Genomic DNA, 15,369 nt, shown 5'->3' with positions numbered 1-15,369 from the left:
CGAGCCGCCAGCTGACCCGAAACCGTCCGCAGAGCCGACCCCTCCGGCAGAACCGCCTGCCAATCTGGGACCTGTTCTTGACATGGACGGCAAGACCGAGGATGGCAGCATCCCTTACAATATCCTGATGAAACAGCTTGAGTGCATGAAGTGATGTGCATCCAGGCTGTTTTTATATCCAATCAACCATCACAAATTTATGGAGGAAACGTACTATGAGTAAGATTCTGGAACTGCGCACCAAGCGCAACACTCTCTGGGAGCAGACCAAGGACTTTCTGGAGAAGAACCGCGGCGAGAACGGTCTGGTAAAGGCTGAGGCCGTGGAGCAGTACAACAAGATGGCACAGGAGGTCAAGGACCTGGGTGCAGAGATTGAGCGTCTGGAGCAGCAGGCACAGATCGAGGCACAGCTGTCCGCACCGACTTCCAGCCCTGTCCACGCTGACCCGAAGAGCGGTGCCAAGAAGGATGTCAAGCCGACTGCCACTGCCGAGTATGCCGAGAACTTCTGGAACATGATCCGCAACCGTGGCCATTACGGCGAAGTCCGCAATGCCCTGTCTGTGGGTGAGGACACTGAGGGCGGCTTTACCGTTCCCGATGAGTTTGAGAAGAAGCTGGTGGAGGCACTGGAAGAGAATAACATCTTCCGTGGCATGGCAACGGTCATCCGCACCAGCTCCGGCACCCGCAAGATTCCTATCGCGGAGGATACCGGTGAGGCAAGCTGGATCGATGAGGGCGAGGAAATCCCGGAGAGCGATACCACCTTCGGTCAGACCATGCTGTCTGCGTACAAGCTGGGCACTATGATCAAGATCTCCAATGAGCTGCTGAACGACTCCGCATTCGACCTTGCCACCTATATCGCCCGCCGTTTCGGTGTGCGTATGGGCAACGCAGAGGAGCGCGCCTTTATCACCGGTGACGGTGTGGGCAAGCCTCTGGGTCTGCTGGCTGAGACTGGCGGTGCCAAGGTCGGTGTGACCGCTGCCCAGAAGGATGCCGTTACCTTCGATGAGATCTTTAAGCTCTACTACGCACTGAAGGCTCCGTACCGCAAGAAGGCACAGTTCCTCTGCAACGAAGCCCTGGTGCTGCAGCTGATGACCATCAAGGACAACAACGGCAACTATATCTGGAAGCCTGGTCTGGAGATCGGCAAGCCTGATACCCTGCTGAACCGTCCGCTGAAGACTTCCGCCTTCATGCCGGAGATCAAGGGTGGCAGCAAGGTCATGGCCTTTGGCGATTACAGCTACTACTGGGTGGCTGACCGCCAGAACCGCACCTTCCGCCGTCTGAACGAGCTGTATGCCCGTACTGATCAGGTCGGCTTCCTGACCACCCAGCGTGTGGATGGCAAGCTGATCCTGCCGGAAGCCGTACAGCTTCTGCAGATGGCACCGCAGGGCTAAGAAAGCCAGGAAAGGAGGAGCCGGTTATGGCACTGATCCCGCTATACGAAGCGAAGACCTATCTCCGGGTAGACAGCAGCGATGAAGATGCCTTAATCGGCATCCTTTTATCTTCTGCGGAGCAGATGTGCAAGGATGTGGGCCGTTTATCGGAAGACCAGTGGGAGGCAGTCAATGCCGCTGATCGGGATGCCGAGAACGGAGTACAGCCTACAAGGGAACTGGAAGCCCTGCGCAGCACCTGCCGTGTGGCGATTCTGTATGCACTGGGGTATCTCTATGAGCACCGGGACGAAGCCGACCATCACCAGCTGATGCTGACGCTTCGTTCCATTCTGTTTGCTGTGAGGGAGGGGGTGTTCTGATGATCGAGAAGCTGAATGAGCGGATCACGATCGAGAAAAGCACGGTTGTGACCGATAAGGTCGGAAACCATCGGAACACATGGGAGAAATATTTCACCTGCTTTGCCTACGCTTCGACCTATCAGGCGCAGGAAGAAGAGGGTGAGGTCATAGCCGAGCAGAAGAGTGTGGTGTTCACGGTCCGCTGGTGCAGTGAGACGAGAGGCCTGACTTCCACTGGCTACCGCATCCGTTTCCGGGAGCAGCTCTACAATATCGAATCCGTTGACCCGATGAATTTCCAGAAGAAAACGCTGAAGATTCATTGCCGTTTGGAAAGGAGGCAGCCGGATGAGCAGAACTGTCAACATCGATGAAATGGCAGATGCCATCAATGAGGGCTTGAAAGAGTATGCGACCCTTGCCTCCACCGAGGTCAAGAAAGCTGTCCGTAAATCTGCCAAGACCGTCAAGGAGCAGATTCAGTCCGGCGCACCGTCCAGAACCGGGCGGTACAAGGAAAGCTGGGTAGCGACCAAACAGTCGGAATCCAGCCAGAGCCTTCAGATGGTGGTGCATTCCAAGAACCGCTACCAGCTGGCACATCTGCTGGAAAAGGGTCATGCCAAGCGCGGCGGCGGTCGTGTGGCAGGAAGACCCCATATTGCTCCGGCAGAACAGGCCGGTATCGAGCAGCTCCAGTCCCTTATCGAAAAGGCACTGAAGTGAGGAGAAACCAATGACCCACGAAGAAGTAAAAGCTCTGGTGGAGGAAATGGGGCTTCCTTATGCGTATGACCATTTCGCAGAAGGGGAGAGTCCTGATCCACCGTTTATCTGCTTCCTGTATCCGAAAGCCGAGAATTTCGGCGCAGATAACCTTGTGTACCACCATTTCAACCGGCTGGACATCGAGGTGTACACCGATTACAAAGACCCGGATATGGAAGCAACTATTGAAGAAGTCCTGACCGCACACGAACTCTACTATGAGAAAAGCGAGGTCTGGATCGAAACCGAAAAAATGTATGAAGTCCTGTATGAGCTGACTGTGTGATGCTCATGCAGGATATTTTTATGGGAGGAACACTATGTCGAAGAAAAGCAATAAGGTCAAATTTGGCCTGAAAAACTGCCATTATGCAAAGGCGACCTTTGACGAAGATGGCAGTGTCACCTATGCGAAGCCGGTCCGCATCCCCGGTGCAGTCAGTCTTTCGATGGATGCCAATGGCGAGATCGAGCCGTTTTATGCGGACAATATCGCCTACTATGTCGTGAATAACAACTCCGGCTACGAGGGTGATCTGGAAATCGCACTGATCCCGGAGAGCTTCCTCACGGACATCATGCACGAGGAGCTGGATGGCAACGGCGTGCTTGCTGAGAACGCCAATGTGGAACTGGAGCATTTCGCCTTCCTGTTTGAGTTCGATGGCGACCAGCGCCACATCCGTCATGTGCTGTACAACTGTGTGGCAAGCCGTCCGTCCATCGAGGGTGAGACCAATGAGGACAGTAAGGAAGTCAAGACGGACACTCTGAACCTGCAGGCAACCCCTCTGGCAAACGGTTATGTCAAGGCAAAGACCGGTACTAACACCACCGATGATGTCTATAACAAATGGTACGATGCGGTCTACGAGCCGCAGGCAGAAGCTGTGGACACCGAAGACACCAGTCACACCGAGGAGCCGCAGGGCTAAGTGACCGACACACACTGCAGGGCTTCGGCTCTGCTTACATTATTATAAAGAGGTATACGATTATGAAGAAGTTTTTTCCTTTGTTCGCAGTGATCATCGTTCTGGTGCTGGCTGTCTGCTCGTTCCACATCATCCCCACCGGTTACACGGGCGTGAAGACCAGCTTCGGTCAGATCCAGAAAACCACCATTCAGAGCGGCAAGCTCAACTTCTGCATTCCCTTTGTGCAGAGCATCCACAAGGTCAACAACAAGCAGCAGGATAAGCACATCGAAGCGCAGGTCTGGGGCGAAGCCTCCGACAAGACCCCTGTGTATGCCGCTGATGTGATCGTGACCTATCAGGTGCTTCCTGAGAAGAGTGCATGGCTGTATGCGAATGTGTCCGACATCAAGAATCTGGTTGGTGATGAGCTGGTGGCATCTGCCATCAAGTCTGCGATGGCTGAACTTGGCCCCAATGAGGTGACAAACCGCACCAAGATTGAGCCTCTGGCACAACAGAAGCTGGCAGAATCCCTTGTGCAGAAATATGGTGAGGACGTTGTGTTTGTGAACAAGGTCGTCATCAACGACATGAATTTCGAGGATGCTTATAACGAAGCCATCCAGCAGAAGTCCATTGCACAGCAGAATGCAGATAAGCAGAAGATCGAGAATGAAGCCGCCATTGCCAAGGCAGAAGCGGATAAGCAGGTGGCAATCACCAATGCAGAGGCGGAAGCCCAGAAGACTTCCATTGCCGCAGAAGCACAGGCAGAGGCAAACCGCAAACTGGCAGAAAGCCTGTCCGATACGCTGATCGAGTACCAGAAGATCCAGAAGTGGGATGGTAAGCTGCCTACTGTGAGCGGCGGTAATGCACTGGTGAGCATTGACCCGGCAGAGTAAGAAACACGATATACGGCAGGGCTTCGGCTCTGCCAATTTTACATGAAATTTTGGAGGATTACGATTATGGCAGTTACGAAGAAAATCGAGATCGATGGCAAGGAAGTCACTTTTAAGGCAAGTGCCGCCGTGCCGCGCCTGTACCGCATCAAGTTTGGCCGTGACATTTATAAAGACCTGCGCCAGCTGGAAAAGAGCGTGGGGGAGAACGATGAGGACAATTCCAACCTCGACCTGTTCAGTCTGGAGATGTTCGAGGACCTGGCATGGCTGATGGCTCGTCATGCGGACCCGGCAAAGGTGCCGGACAGCCCGGAGGAGTTTCTGGACCAGTTCAACACCTTCTCCATCTACCAGATCCTGCCCCAGCTGATCGAACTGTGGGGTCTGAACGTGCAGACGGAGGTGGAATCCAGAAAAAACCTCGAAAAAGTGAGCGGGAAATGACCACCCCGCTCTTTCTGCTGCGCTGTGTACAGCTCGGTATCAGCATCGCCGACCTCGACCTGCTGACCATCGGGTTGGTCAATGATATGTTTACGGAGCGGCAGAACGACGAGTATCCGTATAAGGAACTGGCATCGCAGGAGGACTTTGACCGGTTCTAAGGCGAAAAAACAGACGAACGTGCTTATATTGTGAATGAAATAAGCACAATCGTCTGGCAATGGGTATAAAAAATCCCCCAGCCGTGCACAACTGGGGGAGAAAGAAGGTGGCCCGAAGGTCATCTTCCCGGTCTCGGACCTCGCAAGGTTACCGAAACCTGATCATCATCAAAGTATAGTCGATTAGGCAGAAAAAGTCAATCGGACTTTTCGTGCTTCAGAACTCTCTTCTGGGCAAGTTCGTACACTTCTTCATCAGCACGGACTCCAATGACAATAATCATCATAGATGTCTCAGTACGTCGAAGCTGATAGACAATGCGCAGACCCGCAGAGCGGAGTTTGATTTTCAGAAGTCCTGCAAGGTTAGTGCTGTTGTGATTGCCGAGCGGTTTGCCGTAGCCCTGTTCATCAACAGGCAGTGGATTTTGCTGAACTTTTTTGATGGCTTTCAGAACAAGATTGCGCTGGCTACCATCTAAACCTTTGAGGTCTTTTTCTGCTTCAGGGAGGTATTCAACTTTCCAGCTCATTCGATTTCTACCTCGTCAAAACCGGCGAGATCGTCTTCTGTAACACCGAGACGGCGGTTCATTTCTTCCTCAGAAATCAAAGAGGTGGGATCAAAGTGTGCCATACGTTCAGAAGCAACAGCCAGCAGACGAGCATCATTTAATTCATCCATTAAACGGACATATTCGTCCGGGGAGATGAGAACGCATTCGGCAGCATTGTTTTTCATAACAACCTTGGCACCGCACTGCTTGACATCTTCAAATATTTTTCCGGCAAGACCACGGTTGAATTGGGTGATTGGAACAGTGTTGGTAATAGCACTCATAACAGAAGCCATAATCGTCAACTCCTTTCTTTGATTGCATTATAGCACACGTTTGCAAAAATATCAACCGGTTAGTCGATAAATTTACTGATAAATATATTGTATGCTGAAAGGATGACTTTGATACACAGCTAATAGCATTTTTTCCTTTAGCCTGTCTGCTTCGTGCAGATGGGCTTTTTTCATGCCTGCGAGGAGGTGGTTACGCAAATGGCATCCAGAATCCAGGGCATCACCGTTGAGATCGGCGGCGATACCACAAAGCTCTCCAAAGCACTGGAAAGTGTAAACAAATCAATCAAGGGGACGCAGTCCGGACTGAAGGATGTCAACAAACTCCTGAAACTGGACCCTTCCAATACAGAACTGGTCGTCCAGAAGCAGAAGATGCTGAAGGATGCCATTGAAGCCACTAAGGAAAAGCTGGCAACTTTGAAAACTGCCGCACAGCAGGCTAATGAGCAGCTTGCCAACGGTGAGATCACCCAGCAGCAGTACGATGCTCTTCAGCGTGAGATCGTGGAGACCGAACAGAATCTGCGATCCTTACAGGATCAGGCGGCTACTACCAATGCGACGCTTGCCAAGATCGATGAAGCTGGAGAAAAGCTCCAGAACATCGGATCTTCTGTGGAGAATGTAGGCAAGAAGTTCCTTCCGGTGACTGCCGCTGTGACGGGTCTTGGCACTGCCGCAGTGAAGACCGCAGCCGATTTTGATTCCGAGATGAGTAAGGTCTCTGCCATTTCCGGTGCGACCGGGGATGACTTTGACCAGCTCCGTGCGAAAGCCCGTGAGATGGGTGCAAAGACCAAGTTCTCTGCATCCGAGGCAGCTTCGGCGATGGAATACATGGCCATGGCCGGATGGAAGACTTCTGACATGCTGAACGGCATCGAGGGCGTCATGAACCTCGCGGCCGCTTCGGGTGAAGACCTCGCTACGACTTCAGATATTGTTACCGATGCCCTTACCGCGTTCGGCTTATCCGCTGCGGATTCTGGGCATTTTGCCGATATCCTCGCAGCCGCTTCCTCCAATGCGAACACCAACGTCTCCATGATGGGCGAGACGTTCAAGTACTGTGCGCCTATTGCCGGTGCGCTGGGGTTCTCGGCAGAGGATACCGCAGAAGCCATCGGACTTATGGCAAATAGTGGTATCAAGGCTTCGCAGGCTGGTACGTCCCTTCGTACCATCATGAACAACCTTTCCGGTGAAGTGACCTTTGCAGGCAAGAACATCGGTGAGGTTACGATTGCCACCAGCAATGCAGATGGCAGTATGAGGAGCCTGAACGATATCCTCGCAGACTGCCGTGTAGCATTCTCCGGCTTGACCGAATCTGAAAAAGCATCCAATGCAGAGGCACTGGTCGGCAAGAATGCGATGTCCGGTTTCCTTGCCCTGATGAATTCCAGCGAGACGGACATCAACAAACTGCGTGGTGCCATTGAAAATTGTGACGGCGCATCCGAGAGCATGGCAGAAACCATGCAGGACAACTTAAATGGTCAGCTCACCATCCTGAAATCTCAGCTGGAGGAGCTGGCTATTTCTTTTGGCGATATCCTGATGCCCACCATCCGCAAGATCGTATCTGCCGTGCAGCAGTTCGTGGACAAGCTCAACAGCATGGATGAGGGTACCAGGGAAACGATCATCAAGATCGGGCTCCTGGCGGCATCCATCGGTCCGCTGCTCATTGTGCTTGGCAAGACCATATCGACCGTCGGCACAGCGATGCGGGGATTCAGTTCTCTTGCAAAGGGTGTCCGGCTTCTTATCACCCATGTGGGCAGTGCCAGCGGTGTGTTCAGCAAGCTGGGTGTGGTTCTGGGTGGTCTGTCCGGGCCGGTCGTAGCAGTGGTGGCGGTCATCGGCACACTGGTGGCGGCGTTCATGAACCTCTGGAATACGAACGAGGAGTTCCGTACTGCCATTACCGGTATCTGGAACGACATCGTTTCCAAGGTGAAAGGGTTCTGTGATCAGCTGACACAGCGGATCAATGGGCTGGGCTTTGATTTTAAGGATGTCACCGAGGTACTGAAAGCAGTCTGGGATGGCCTTTGTCAGGTGCTTGCCCCGTTGTTTGAGGGAGCATTCCAGAATATTTCGACCATCCTCGGCGTCGTTCTGGATACCTTACTGGGTCTGTTCGATGTCTTTTCCAATGTGTTCTCCGGCAACTGGAGTGGCGCATGGGAAGCGGTGAAGGGTATCTTCTCCAGTATCTGGGATGGCGTGAAGTCTGTATTCTCTACGACTCTTACCGCATTAAAGAGCGCACTGGATGTGTTTCTTGGGCTGTTCGGTACGGACTGGCAGACGGTCTGGGGCAGTATCAAGAGCTTCTTTGAGACCGTGTGGAGCGGAATCAGCAGCTTCTTTTCAAACACAGTTTCTGCTATCCAGAGTGTGGCAACGACTGTGTTCACTGCAGTTTCGAGCTTCTTTACGACTGTCCTTACGAGTATCCAGACGACCTTCAGCACCATCTGGACTGCCATTTCCACAGCCGTTTCTTCTGTGTTGAATACGATCCATACCACGGTGACAACTGTGTGGACGGCGATCTCGACTGCGATTTCTACGGTCATGAACACCATCAGCACGACGATCACTTCGGTGTGGAATGGCATCTACAACACCATGAAACCTCTGTTGGATGCGTTCAAATATCTGTTTGAAACCATCTGGCAGGCAATTCAGATCCTGATCGGTGCAGCACTGACTGCGATCCAGACGAAGATCACTTCCATCTGGAACGCCATCGTCGCCTTTGTGACTCCGATCCTGACTGGATTGCAGACGACTTTCTCTACGGTTTGGTCCGCGATCCAGACAGCCATATCTACGGTGCTAACTGCAATCCAGACCGCGGTGACAACTGTATGGAACGCTATTGTATCGTTCCTGTCTCCGCTGCTGACTGGCATTCAGACCCGGATGAGTACGGCATGGAATGCAATCAAGACGGTCATTTCGACTGTCCTTTCAGCAATCCAGTCCACGGTTTCTTCCATCTGGAGCGCCATCAGCAGCAAAATCTCCGGTGTGGTAAATGGTATCAAATCGGTGGTTTCTTCCGGCTGGAATGCCATGAAGTCTACGGTTTCGTCCCTCAGTAACAGCATCAAGAGCGCGGCGACCACAGCTTTTAACTCGATGAAATCCGGGATTTCCTCTACCATTTCCGGTATTAAGTCCACCATCACGAACGGCTTTAACAGTGCAGTTTCCTTTATCAAGGGTCTGGCTGGACAGGCATTCTCGTGGGGCTCGGACATGATCGGCAACATTGTGTCCGGTATCCAGTCGAGGATTCAGGATGTGGCAAGCGCCGTATCGGGAGTGGCGGACCGTATCCGCTCTTTCCTGCACTTCTCTGTGCCGGATGAGGGGCCTCTGGCAGATATGGAAAGCTGGATGCCGGACTTCATGCAGGGACTGGCAAACGGCATCACGACCAACACCAGCCTTGTAACTGCGGCGGCAGAGAATCTGTCCACCACGCTGTCTACTTCCATCACCAACTCCATGAGGGGAGTGGAGCAGGCATACAGTAAGAGCTGGGCGGCCATCAGCCAGACGGTGAAGACCGGAACGGCAGGTGTGAGTGCCGCGATGAGATCCGCATGGAGTTCCATTACAACCAGTACCACGAGCACATGGAACAGCATCAAGACCACCATCCAGACCAGCTTTGCGGCGGTGAAATCCAATGTGACCTCTGCGACAGCAGCTGTCAAATCTTCCATGACCAGTGCATGGAGTGCGGTAAAGTCGCTGACAACGACCAGCTGGAACGGTATCAAGAGTGTTATCACCACAGCATGGAATGGAATCAAGTCTCTGACTACTTCGGCAACTGCTTCTGTCAAATCTTCCATGACAAGCGCATGGAACGCAGTGAAAACTCTGACGAACACCAGCTGGAATGGTATCAAGACGGTCATCACGACTGCATGGAACAGCATCAAGAGTCTTACAACTTCCTCTGTATCCGCAGTTCGCAGTACGGCCACAAGCGGCTGGAACACACTGAAATCCACCACGACCTCTGCCTTCAACAGCATCAAGTCCACGGTGTCTTCGGCAATGTCCAGCCTGCGCAGCACGGTTTCTTCCGGTGTTGCAAGTATCAGGAGCAGTTTTAACTCGCTCGGTTCGATTGCTTCTTCTGCATACCGCTGGGGCGCAGATATCTGTTCCCAGATGGCGGCAGGTGTCCGGGCAGCGGCCGGTTCCGTGATCGCAGCGGCGGAAAATGTCGCAAGCAGGGTCAGAAGTCTGCTGCATTTCTCTGTACCAGATGAAGGACCTCTGTCTGATGCAGATACCTATATGCCCGACTTCATGAAGCTGCTGGCGACCGGCATTAAAAAAATGTCAAGTCGGTGGTGAAAGCCGTGCAGGGACTTGCCGGGTCTATGAGCAACAACCTTACGACCCCGGTAGATTCTCTGGGCGACTGGATGGATTCCGTGGTCGGCAGTTTTGCTACTACGATCAAGAAAAGTCAGAGCGGTATCGGTAGTGCTGCAAGGGATGTGGGAAGCGGTATCCAGTCTCAGCTGATGTCCGGGCTTTCCGGGGTGAAGACCCAGTTCCAGCAGCTCTGGACGGACCTGCAGGGGATTACAAAAGCCGCTGTCGGAAATATGAGCGATGAGGTGAAGCAGGGCTTTGCGGATATGAAAACATCCATCGGAGAGCTGAGTTCTCAGACCAGTTCCCTTGGGAATGCGATCCGCAGCCTTGGCGATACCTTCAACTCGGATTTCTTAAAGAGCCTCGGCAACGGCATCAGCAAGGTCGGTGACACGGTCAATACGGTCACGGGGCTTGTGGACAAGCTCGGTTCCATGAAGAACACCATCGGAAACCTTGGAAGTACGATGCAGAACCTCGGCAATGTTCTCGGCACAGAGAACGGCGGCGGCCTGCTGTCCAACATCGGCAGTTTCCTGTCGAAAATCGGCAGTGCAGATGGCAGTCAGATCGTGTCGAACTTTGGCAACCTGATCTCCGGGTTGACTTCCAAGATGGGCGGCCTCGGAGAAGGCATCACTGGCATTATCTCGAAGCTGGGAAGCCTTAGCTCCAGCGGTGGGGGAATCCTGTCGAATCTGGGCGGGCTGCTTTCCGGTGTAGTGACGAAGATCGGTGGCTTAGGCGGCAGTCTTTCTGGGCTTCTGTCTGGTGTGGGTTCCACATTGGGCGGAATTGCTGGTTCTGCCGGCTCCGCAATCGCAGGACTGTTCGGCTCGGTTGGCACGGCCGTATCTGGTCTGGCGGCAGGTGCGGGTACGGCTCTTGCAGGCGTAGCAAGCTCCGCAGGTGGTTTCCTCGCATCCGCAGGCACAGCACTTGCTGGCCTGGCGGGTCCTGCAGGTATCGCAGTGGCAGCCGTTGGCGGCATCGGTCTTGGACTGACCGCTCTCTGGAAAAACTGCGATGGCTTCCGGGAAGGAGTCACGAATATCTGGAACAAGGTCACTTCGGTATTCTCGAATGGAGTAAATGCCATCAAGAACGGTATCTCCAATGCGGCTTCTGCCATCGGCAACGTGGCATCGTCCATCTGGGGCGGTATCAAGAACGTGGCTTCCTCGGCAGTCAGCTGGGGCAAGGATATCGTTGGCGGTATTGCAGGAGGCATCAAAAAGGGTGTGAGCTGGGTCGGCAGTGCGGTCAAGAGTGTGGCAAGCGGTATCCGTTCGTTCCTGCACTTCTCTGTGCCGGATGAAGGACCTCTGGCAGATGCGGACACCTATATGCCAGACTTTATGAAGCTGCTTTCCGGCGGCATCAAGAAAGGCGAGGGCGGACTAATCAGCCAGATCAGGTCGATGGCAGCAAAGGTGCAGCAGGGTATGGAGGGCATCAGTTCCTTCAGTCTGCCGGAACTGACCCTGCCGCACTTCGATGGCTCTGGCTGGAACTTCCCGCAGGCGGCTCTGGCCGGAGGCGGTACCACCCGGACGACCAACCTTGGTGGCGTATATATCACGGTCAACGGCTACAATGCCCGGAACGATGATGAACTCGCACAGACCGTTGCCGATAAGATCAACGGCATGATCCACGAGGATGATTCGGTCTTCAAGTAAAGGAGGAGATGCGTATGGGCTATAACACCCCAAAGCAGACAGTATCACAGTTTCAGCTCAAAGGCAGATATGCCAGACAGTATCTGTCCTTTGCCGGGAAGTCCAGCAAGGACTTCCTTTTATATTTGTCTGGTCCCGGTGTGTATGATTCCCCGGCTGCGGATGTGGAGAGCACCTCCGTACCCGGCAGGAACGGGGACATCATCACCGAGAATGCAAGGACAGGCAGGCGTAGGTATCAGAACGTGGATATCAAGTATAAGGCATTTTTCTTCAACGGTCTGCCTGCCAAGACCGCAGCGGTCAAGGCATGGCTGTTATCTCCGATCGGGTATCAGAAATTGCAGGACACCTACGACCCGGATTTCTTCCGGATGGCAGTCTGCAAGGACGCCCTGGAATTTGATGTGACAGCCCAGAAAGCCGCTGAGATGGAGCTGACATTCAACTGTAAGCCCCAGCGTTGGAGCGTGGATGGGCAGAGGGTGATCCGGCTGGATGGCAGGTCGACCTTAAAGAACCCCTTCGCTTTTCCGGCACAGCCTATCTTCAAGATCTACGGGGATTCTGGCGGCGAACTGTATGTGGGTGAGGAGAAGATCACCATCCACAGCATCAAGGACTACGTGCTGCTCAACTGTGAAACGCACAACGCTTACAACGCTTCCGGCTTCTGCAATGAGACCATCCTTTCGGATGATTTCCCGGAACTGCCGGAGGGAAAGACACAAATCGCATGGACAGGCGGCATCACGGCGGTGGAGGTGACTCCACGCTGGTGGACGCTGTAAGAGGGAGGTGCAGCCAGTGATCCCATGTTTATATGCATCAACAGAGATGAAGTTCAATCATAACGGTATTGGAAAGCTGGCAGATGCACAGTCTTGTACCGTAACGGAAAAGAGAAACGGAAGCTATGAACTGAAGCTGGTCTGTCCGGCAGATGGCATCCATGCAGAGATGCTGGAGGAGGGGAATATCATCCTTGCCAAGCCATCCGATACCATGCAGTCTCAGCCGTTCCGCATCTACAAGATCACGACCCCGATAGATGGAAAGCTGGAAGTTCAGGCTCGGCACATTTCCTACCAGCTGAACTTCATCACAGTTTCCCCGTTCTCAGTGACTGGGTGTGCGGGAGCAATGCAGGGGCTGAAAAGCCACGCTGCTTCTGACTGCCCTTTCGATGTCTGGACGGATGTGGACTCCAGTGCAACTTTTACGCTGGGCGTTCCATCGTCCTTCCGTAACTGTCTGGGTGGCATGGATGCTTCCGTGCTGGATACCTTCGGCGGTGAATTTGAGTGGGATCGCTACACGGTCAAGTTTCATAAAACCAGAGGTGCGGATCACAATGTCCACATCATCTACGGGAAGAACCTGACAGACTTCAAGATGGAGAAATCCATCGAGAACACGATCACTGGTGTGCATCCGTACTGGGTGGACAATGAAACCCAGGCGGTTATGGAACTGCCGGAGAAGGTGGTGCTGCAAAGCAAACGGTCAATTCCTTACCAGAAGGTTACCGTGCTGGACTGTACCAGCAATTTTCAGGAAAAGCCGAGTGAAGCGGCACTCCGGGAATACGCACAGAACTATATCGACACCACGGACTTAACGGAGCCGGAGATCGACATCAAGATCGACTTTTTACAGCTCTGGAATACGCCGGGGTATGAGGACATCGTGGAAGCAGAGCGTGTCTCCCTTTGTGATACGGTCCATGTGTATATCTCAAAGCTGGGCATTGAGGTCAGTTCCAAAGTCACCGAAACCGAGTATGATGCGCTGCTGGAACGCTATAACAGCATTACGCTGTCGAACTCCACGGTCAGCAGCCGGAATTCTTCTCTGACTGGTTCGCTCAACAGCATCCGGAATACAGCAACGATTGCCTACGATACGGCAGTCCGTGCGGAGACAGCAGTGGGAGAGCAGGTCGGTGGAATCACGGCATCCATCATTTATGACGGTACGCTTTTTGCTGCGCTGTTTGGACTACATTATAAAAATGAGACGGACAGCAAGGGAAACACGACCCGTTATGCATTCAATGCGGCGACTTTGAAACAGTCCACGGTCGCATGGAAGAACAGCTCTGCCGGGCTGTTTGTATCCACGGATGGCGGTAAAACGTGGGGCTATGGCTGGGAGTCGGATGACACGGCAGTCAGGACGGCGATCCTGCTGGAACAAACCCTCAAGGAACTGGATGACCGCTACAAGAAAGCCACGGAGCTTTCCGAGGAGCTGCTGAAGGAACTGGATGAGCGGTACAAAACAGCGACCTCTATCTCTGCCGAGCTTCAGAAAACACTCGATCAGCGGTACGAAACTGCCAAAAAGCTGTCCAAAGAGCTGTATGAGGAACTGGATCAGCGGTATGGCACCCTTACGGAAATCTCAGAAGATCTGCAAAAGGAGTTGGACGAGAGATACAGTGTGGCGAAGAAGCTGTCGGAAGAGGTTGAAAAAGAACTGGATGAAAAGTACCAGCCGAGTATCCCGGTATCGGAAACCGCACCGGAGGCCCCGGCAGCAGATACGCTCTGGGTCGATAAGAAGAACCTTCGGTTAAAGCTCTGGGATGGAGAACGGTGGCAGACCATTGGCTATGAGCCGACGGAACCGACCGAGCCGACCACACCGACCGAGCCAGAAACACCAGATATCGAAAAGCCGGGTGGTGAAGATAAGGATACGGAAAACAAAGAAGAAACAGATGACAAGAAGACGGATCAGGAAGGAGGGAGTGCGTAATGATCACAAGCATTTATCAGGAAGTGGAGCTGTCACTGACGGAGAATCTGATCCCGGTGACAGTCCCGGTCAAACAGTATGATAACAGGGCACGGAAAGTCAGATGTGTCCTGTATAACAACTCGGTACAGTATTCTGTACCGCAGGACTGTATCGTTGCCTGTTCCGGTACCAGACCGGACGGCACGATCTTTCATTACACCAGCGAGACGGCATCCGACCTTGTGTTTGTTGAAAATGGGGCGGTCGTCTTTACAATCACGACCTTCATGACGGCGCAGGCCGGGCGGTTTCCGCTGGATGTTGTTATGCTCAGCACAGCGGGGGATGTTCTTGGTTCGTTTTCCCTCACATTGAAGGTGGAGCGGGCAGCCATCAACAACGGCAAGATCGCCACTTATACCTACGCCGGTGTTGTGGAAGCCATCCGTCAGGGACTGCTGGAAGTGTATATCACGGATGCTGGCTATTTTGCTGTTGTGTCGGAGGATGGACTCGGTTTCAGTGACAAGTCGGAATCCAGCACCATCCAGAAATTCATTGAAAATCTTTTGAACTGTACGGTTACGGATGACGGCTATCTTGCTTTCACCACTGAAGACGGTCTGAAGCTCATCTTCTCAATGGGCGGTGACGGACGGCTGATCGTAGAGTTTACAAACGGCTGATAGAGCCGG

The 15,369-nt window shown here is 53.2% G+C and carries 16 protein-coding genes; 14 read left to right on the top strand and 2 right to left on the bottom strand.

What is annotated here, in order from left to right; translation table 11 throughout:
* The first annotated feature begins 215 nt into the window (after nucleotides 1–215).
* The 9 genes from WMO20_RS05810 to WMO20_RS05770 all read left to right on the top strand — a co-directional run bounded on the left by WMO20_RS05810 (nucleotide 216) and on the right by WMO20_RS05770 (nucleotide 4,969).
* A complete protein-coding gene (locus WMO20_RS05810; RefSeq protein ID WP_270388925.1) occupies nucleotides 216–1,421 on the top strand; it encodes a phage major capsid protein in 1,206 nt (401 codons plus the stop codon).
* Nucleotides 1,422–1,447: 26 nt separating this feature from the next.
* Nucleotides 1,448–1,786 (top strand): head-tail connector protein, encoded by a 339-nt coding sequence (locus WMO20_RS05805; protein WP_107000219.1) that lies wholly within the window; start codon nucleotides 1,448–1,450, stop codon nucleotides 1,784–1,786.
* Nucleotides 1,786–2,142 (top strand): phage head closure protein, encoded by a 357-nt coding sequence (locus tag WMO20_RS05800; protein ID WP_227200416.1) that lies wholly within the window; start codon nucleotides 1,786–1,788, stop codon nucleotides 2,140–2,142. The genes WMO20_RS05805 and WMO20_RS05800 overlap by 1 nt, the downstream gene beginning before the upstream one ends.
* Nucleotides 2,117–2,494, top strand: a complete 378-nt coding sequence (locus tag WMO20_RS05795; protein ID WP_195455167.1) for an HK97 gp10 family phage protein — start codon at nucleotides 2,117–2,119, stop codon at nucleotides 2,492–2,494. Before WMO20_RS05800 ends, WMO20_RS05795 begins: the two co-directional genes overlap by 26 nt.
* 10 nt (nucleotides 2,495–2,504) lie before the next feature.
* Nucleotides 2,505–2,822 (top strand): hypothetical protein, encoded by a 318-nt coding sequence (locus tag WMO20_RS05790; protein WP_112483370.1) that lies wholly within the window; start codon nucleotides 2,505–2,507, stop codon nucleotides 2,820–2,822.
* Between the two features lie 34 nt (nucleotides 2,823–2,856).
* Complete coding sequence (locus tag WMO20_RS05785) at nucleotides 2,857–3,471, top strand: major tail protein (RefSeq protein WP_118524258.1); 615 nt, start codon at nucleotides 2,857–2,859, stop codon at nucleotides 3,469–3,471.
* Between the two features lie 62 nt (nucleotides 3,472–3,533).
* On the top strand, nucleotides 3,534–4,361 hold the full coding sequence (locus tag WMO20_RS05780) for an SPFH domain-containing protein (RefSeq protein ID WP_227200418.1): 828 nt from the start codon (nucleotides 3,534–3,536) through the stop codon (nucleotides 4,359–4,361).
* 66 nt (nucleotides 4,362–4,427) lie between these two features.
* Nucleotides 4,428–4,808, top strand: coding sequence for a hypothetical protein (locus WMO20_RS05775; RefSeq protein ID WP_173886594.1), 381 nt, complete (start codon nucleotides 4,428–4,430; stop codon nucleotides 4,806–4,808).
* On the top strand, nucleotides 4,805–4,969 hold the full coding sequence (locus WMO20_RS05770) for a hypothetical protein (protein WP_173886593.1): 165 nt from the start codon (nucleotides 4,805–4,807) through the stop codon (nucleotides 4,967–4,969). The genes WMO20_RS05775 and WMO20_RS05770 overlap by 4 nt, the downstream gene beginning before the upstream one ends.
* A gap of 197 nt (nucleotides 4,970–5,166) precedes the next feature.
* Here WMO20_RS05770 and WMO20_RS05765 read toward each other — a convergent pair whose 3' ends face one another.
* Together WMO20_RS05765 and WMO20_RS05760 are read right to left on the bottom strand one after the other, a co-directional pair.
* Nucleotides 5,167–5,502, bottom strand: coding sequence for a type II toxin-antitoxin system RelE family toxin (locus WMO20_RS05765; RefSeq protein ID WP_118574007.1), 336 nt, complete (start codon nucleotides 5,500–5,502; stop codon nucleotides 5,167–5,169).
* Nucleotides 5,499–5,822 carry a type II toxin-antitoxin system Phd/YefM family antitoxin gene (locus WMO20_RS05760; protein ID WP_118574005.1) on the bottom strand — a complete coding sequence of 108 codons (324 nt, stop codon included), beginning with the start codon at nucleotides 5,820–5,822 and terminating at the stop codon, nucleotides 5,499–5,501. The genes WMO20_RS05765 and WMO20_RS05760 overlap by 4 nt, the downstream gene beginning before the upstream one ends.
* A 198-nt stretch (nucleotides 5,823–6,020) precedes the next feature.
* Between WMO20_RS05760 and WMO20_RS05755 the strand changes: the two genes are divergently transcribed.
* The 5 genes from WMO20_RS05755 to WMO20_RS05735 are packed head-to-tail and all read left to right on the top strand — an operon-like array spanning nucleotide 6,021 to nucleotide 15,360.
* Nucleotides 6,021–10,220, top strand: a complete 4,200-nt coding sequence (locus WMO20_RS05755) for a phage tail tape measure protein (protein ID WP_349186101.1) — start codon at nucleotides 6,021–6,023, stop codon at nucleotides 10,218–10,220.
* Nucleotides 10,221–10,246: 26 nt separating this feature from the next.
* Nucleotides 10,247–11,929 (top strand): phage tail family protein, encoded by a 1,683-nt coding sequence (locus tag WMO20_RS05750; RefSeq protein WP_349186100.1) that lies wholly within the window; start codon nucleotides 10,247–10,249, stop codon nucleotides 11,927–11,929.
* Nucleotides 11,930–11,943: 14 nt separating this feature from the next.
* Entirely contained in the window at nucleotides 11,944–12,720 is a 777-nt protein-coding gene (locus WMO20_RS05745; RefSeq protein ID WP_118524264.1) for a hypothetical protein, read from the top strand.
* A gap of 16 nt (nucleotides 12,721–12,736) precedes the next feature.
* Nucleotides 12,737–14,692 (top strand): phage tail spike protein, encoded by a 1,956-nt coding sequence (locus WMO20_RS05740; protein WP_349186099.1) that lies wholly within the window; start codon nucleotides 12,737–12,739, stop codon nucleotides 14,690–14,692.
* A complete protein-coding gene (locus WMO20_RS05735) occupies nucleotides 14,692–15,360 on the top strand; it encodes a hypothetical protein (protein WP_349186098.1) in 669 nt (222 codons plus the stop codon). Before WMO20_RS05740 ends, WMO20_RS05735 begins: the two co-directional genes overlap by 1 nt.
* The last annotated feature ends 9 nt before the right edge of the window (nucleotides 15,361–15,369 follow it).

Source organism: Faecalibacterium intestinale, assembly GCF_040096575.1.
GTDB lineage: Bacteria > Bacillota > Clostridia > Oscillospirales > Ruminococcaceae > Faecalibacterium > Faecalibacterium intestinale.
This window is presented reverse-complemented; position numbering and strand designations above follow the sequence as displayed.

Excerpts from the sequence above, each read along its gene's own strand:
- WMO20_RS05810 (WP_270388925.1), top strand. The coding sequence starts at position 216 with ATGAGTAAGATTCTGGAACTGCGCACCAAGCGCAACACTCTCTGGGAG.
- WMO20_RS05805 (WP_107000219.1), top strand. The coding sequence starts at position 1,448 with ATGGCACTGATCCCGCTATACGAAGCGAAGACCTATCTCCGGGTAGAC.
- WMO20_RS05800 (WP_227200416.1), top strand. The coding sequence starts at position 1,786 with ATGATCGAGAAGCTGAATGAGCGGATCACGATCGAGAAAAGCACGGTT.
- WMO20_RS05795 (WP_195455167.1), top strand. The coding sequence starts at position 2,117 with ATGAGCAGAACTGTCAACATCGATGAAATGGCAGATGCCATCAATGAG.
- WMO20_RS05790 (WP_112483370.1), top strand. The coding sequence starts at position 2,505 with ATGACCCACGAAGAAGTAAAAGCTCTGGTGGAGGAAATGGGGCTTCCT.
- WMO20_RS05785 (WP_118524258.1), top strand. The coding sequence starts at position 2,857 with ATGTCGAAGAAAAGCAATAAGGTCAAATTTGGCCTGAAAAACTGCCAT.
- WMO20_RS05780 (WP_227200418.1), top strand. The coding sequence starts at position 3,534 with ATGAAGAAGTTTTTTCCTTTGTTCGCAGTGATCATCGTTCTGGTGCTG.
- WMO20_RS05775 (WP_173886594.1), top strand. The coding sequence starts at position 4,428 with ATGGCAGTTACGAAGAAAATCGAGATCGATGGCAAGGAAGTCACTTTT.
- WMO20_RS05770 (WP_173886593.1), top strand. The coding sequence starts at position 4,805 with ATGACCACCCCGCTCTTTCTGCTGCGCTGTGTACAGCTCGGTATCAGC.
- WMO20_RS05765 (WP_118574007.1), bottom strand. The coding sequence starts at position 5,502 with ATGAGCTGGAAAGTTGAATACCTCCCTGAAGCAGAAAAAGACCTCAAA.
- WMO20_RS05760 (WP_118574005.1), bottom strand. The coding sequence starts at position 5,822 with ATGGCTTCTGTTATGAGTGCTATTACCAACACTGTTCCAATCACCCAA.
- WMO20_RS05755 (WP_349186101.1), top strand. The coding sequence starts at position 6,021 with ATGGCATCCAGAATCCAGGGCATCACCGTTGAGATCGGCGGCGATACC.
- WMO20_RS05750 (WP_349186100.1), top strand. The coding sequence starts at position 10,247 with ATGAGCAACAACCTTACGACCCCGGTAGATTCTCTGGGCGACTGGATG.
- WMO20_RS05745 (WP_118524264.1), top strand. The coding sequence starts at position 11,944 with ATGGGCTATAACACCCCAAAGCAGACAGTATCACAGTTTCAGCTCAAA.
- WMO20_RS05735 (WP_349186098.1), top strand. The coding sequence starts at position 14,692 with ATGATCACAAGCATTTATCAGGAAGTGGAGCTGTCACTGACGGAGAAT.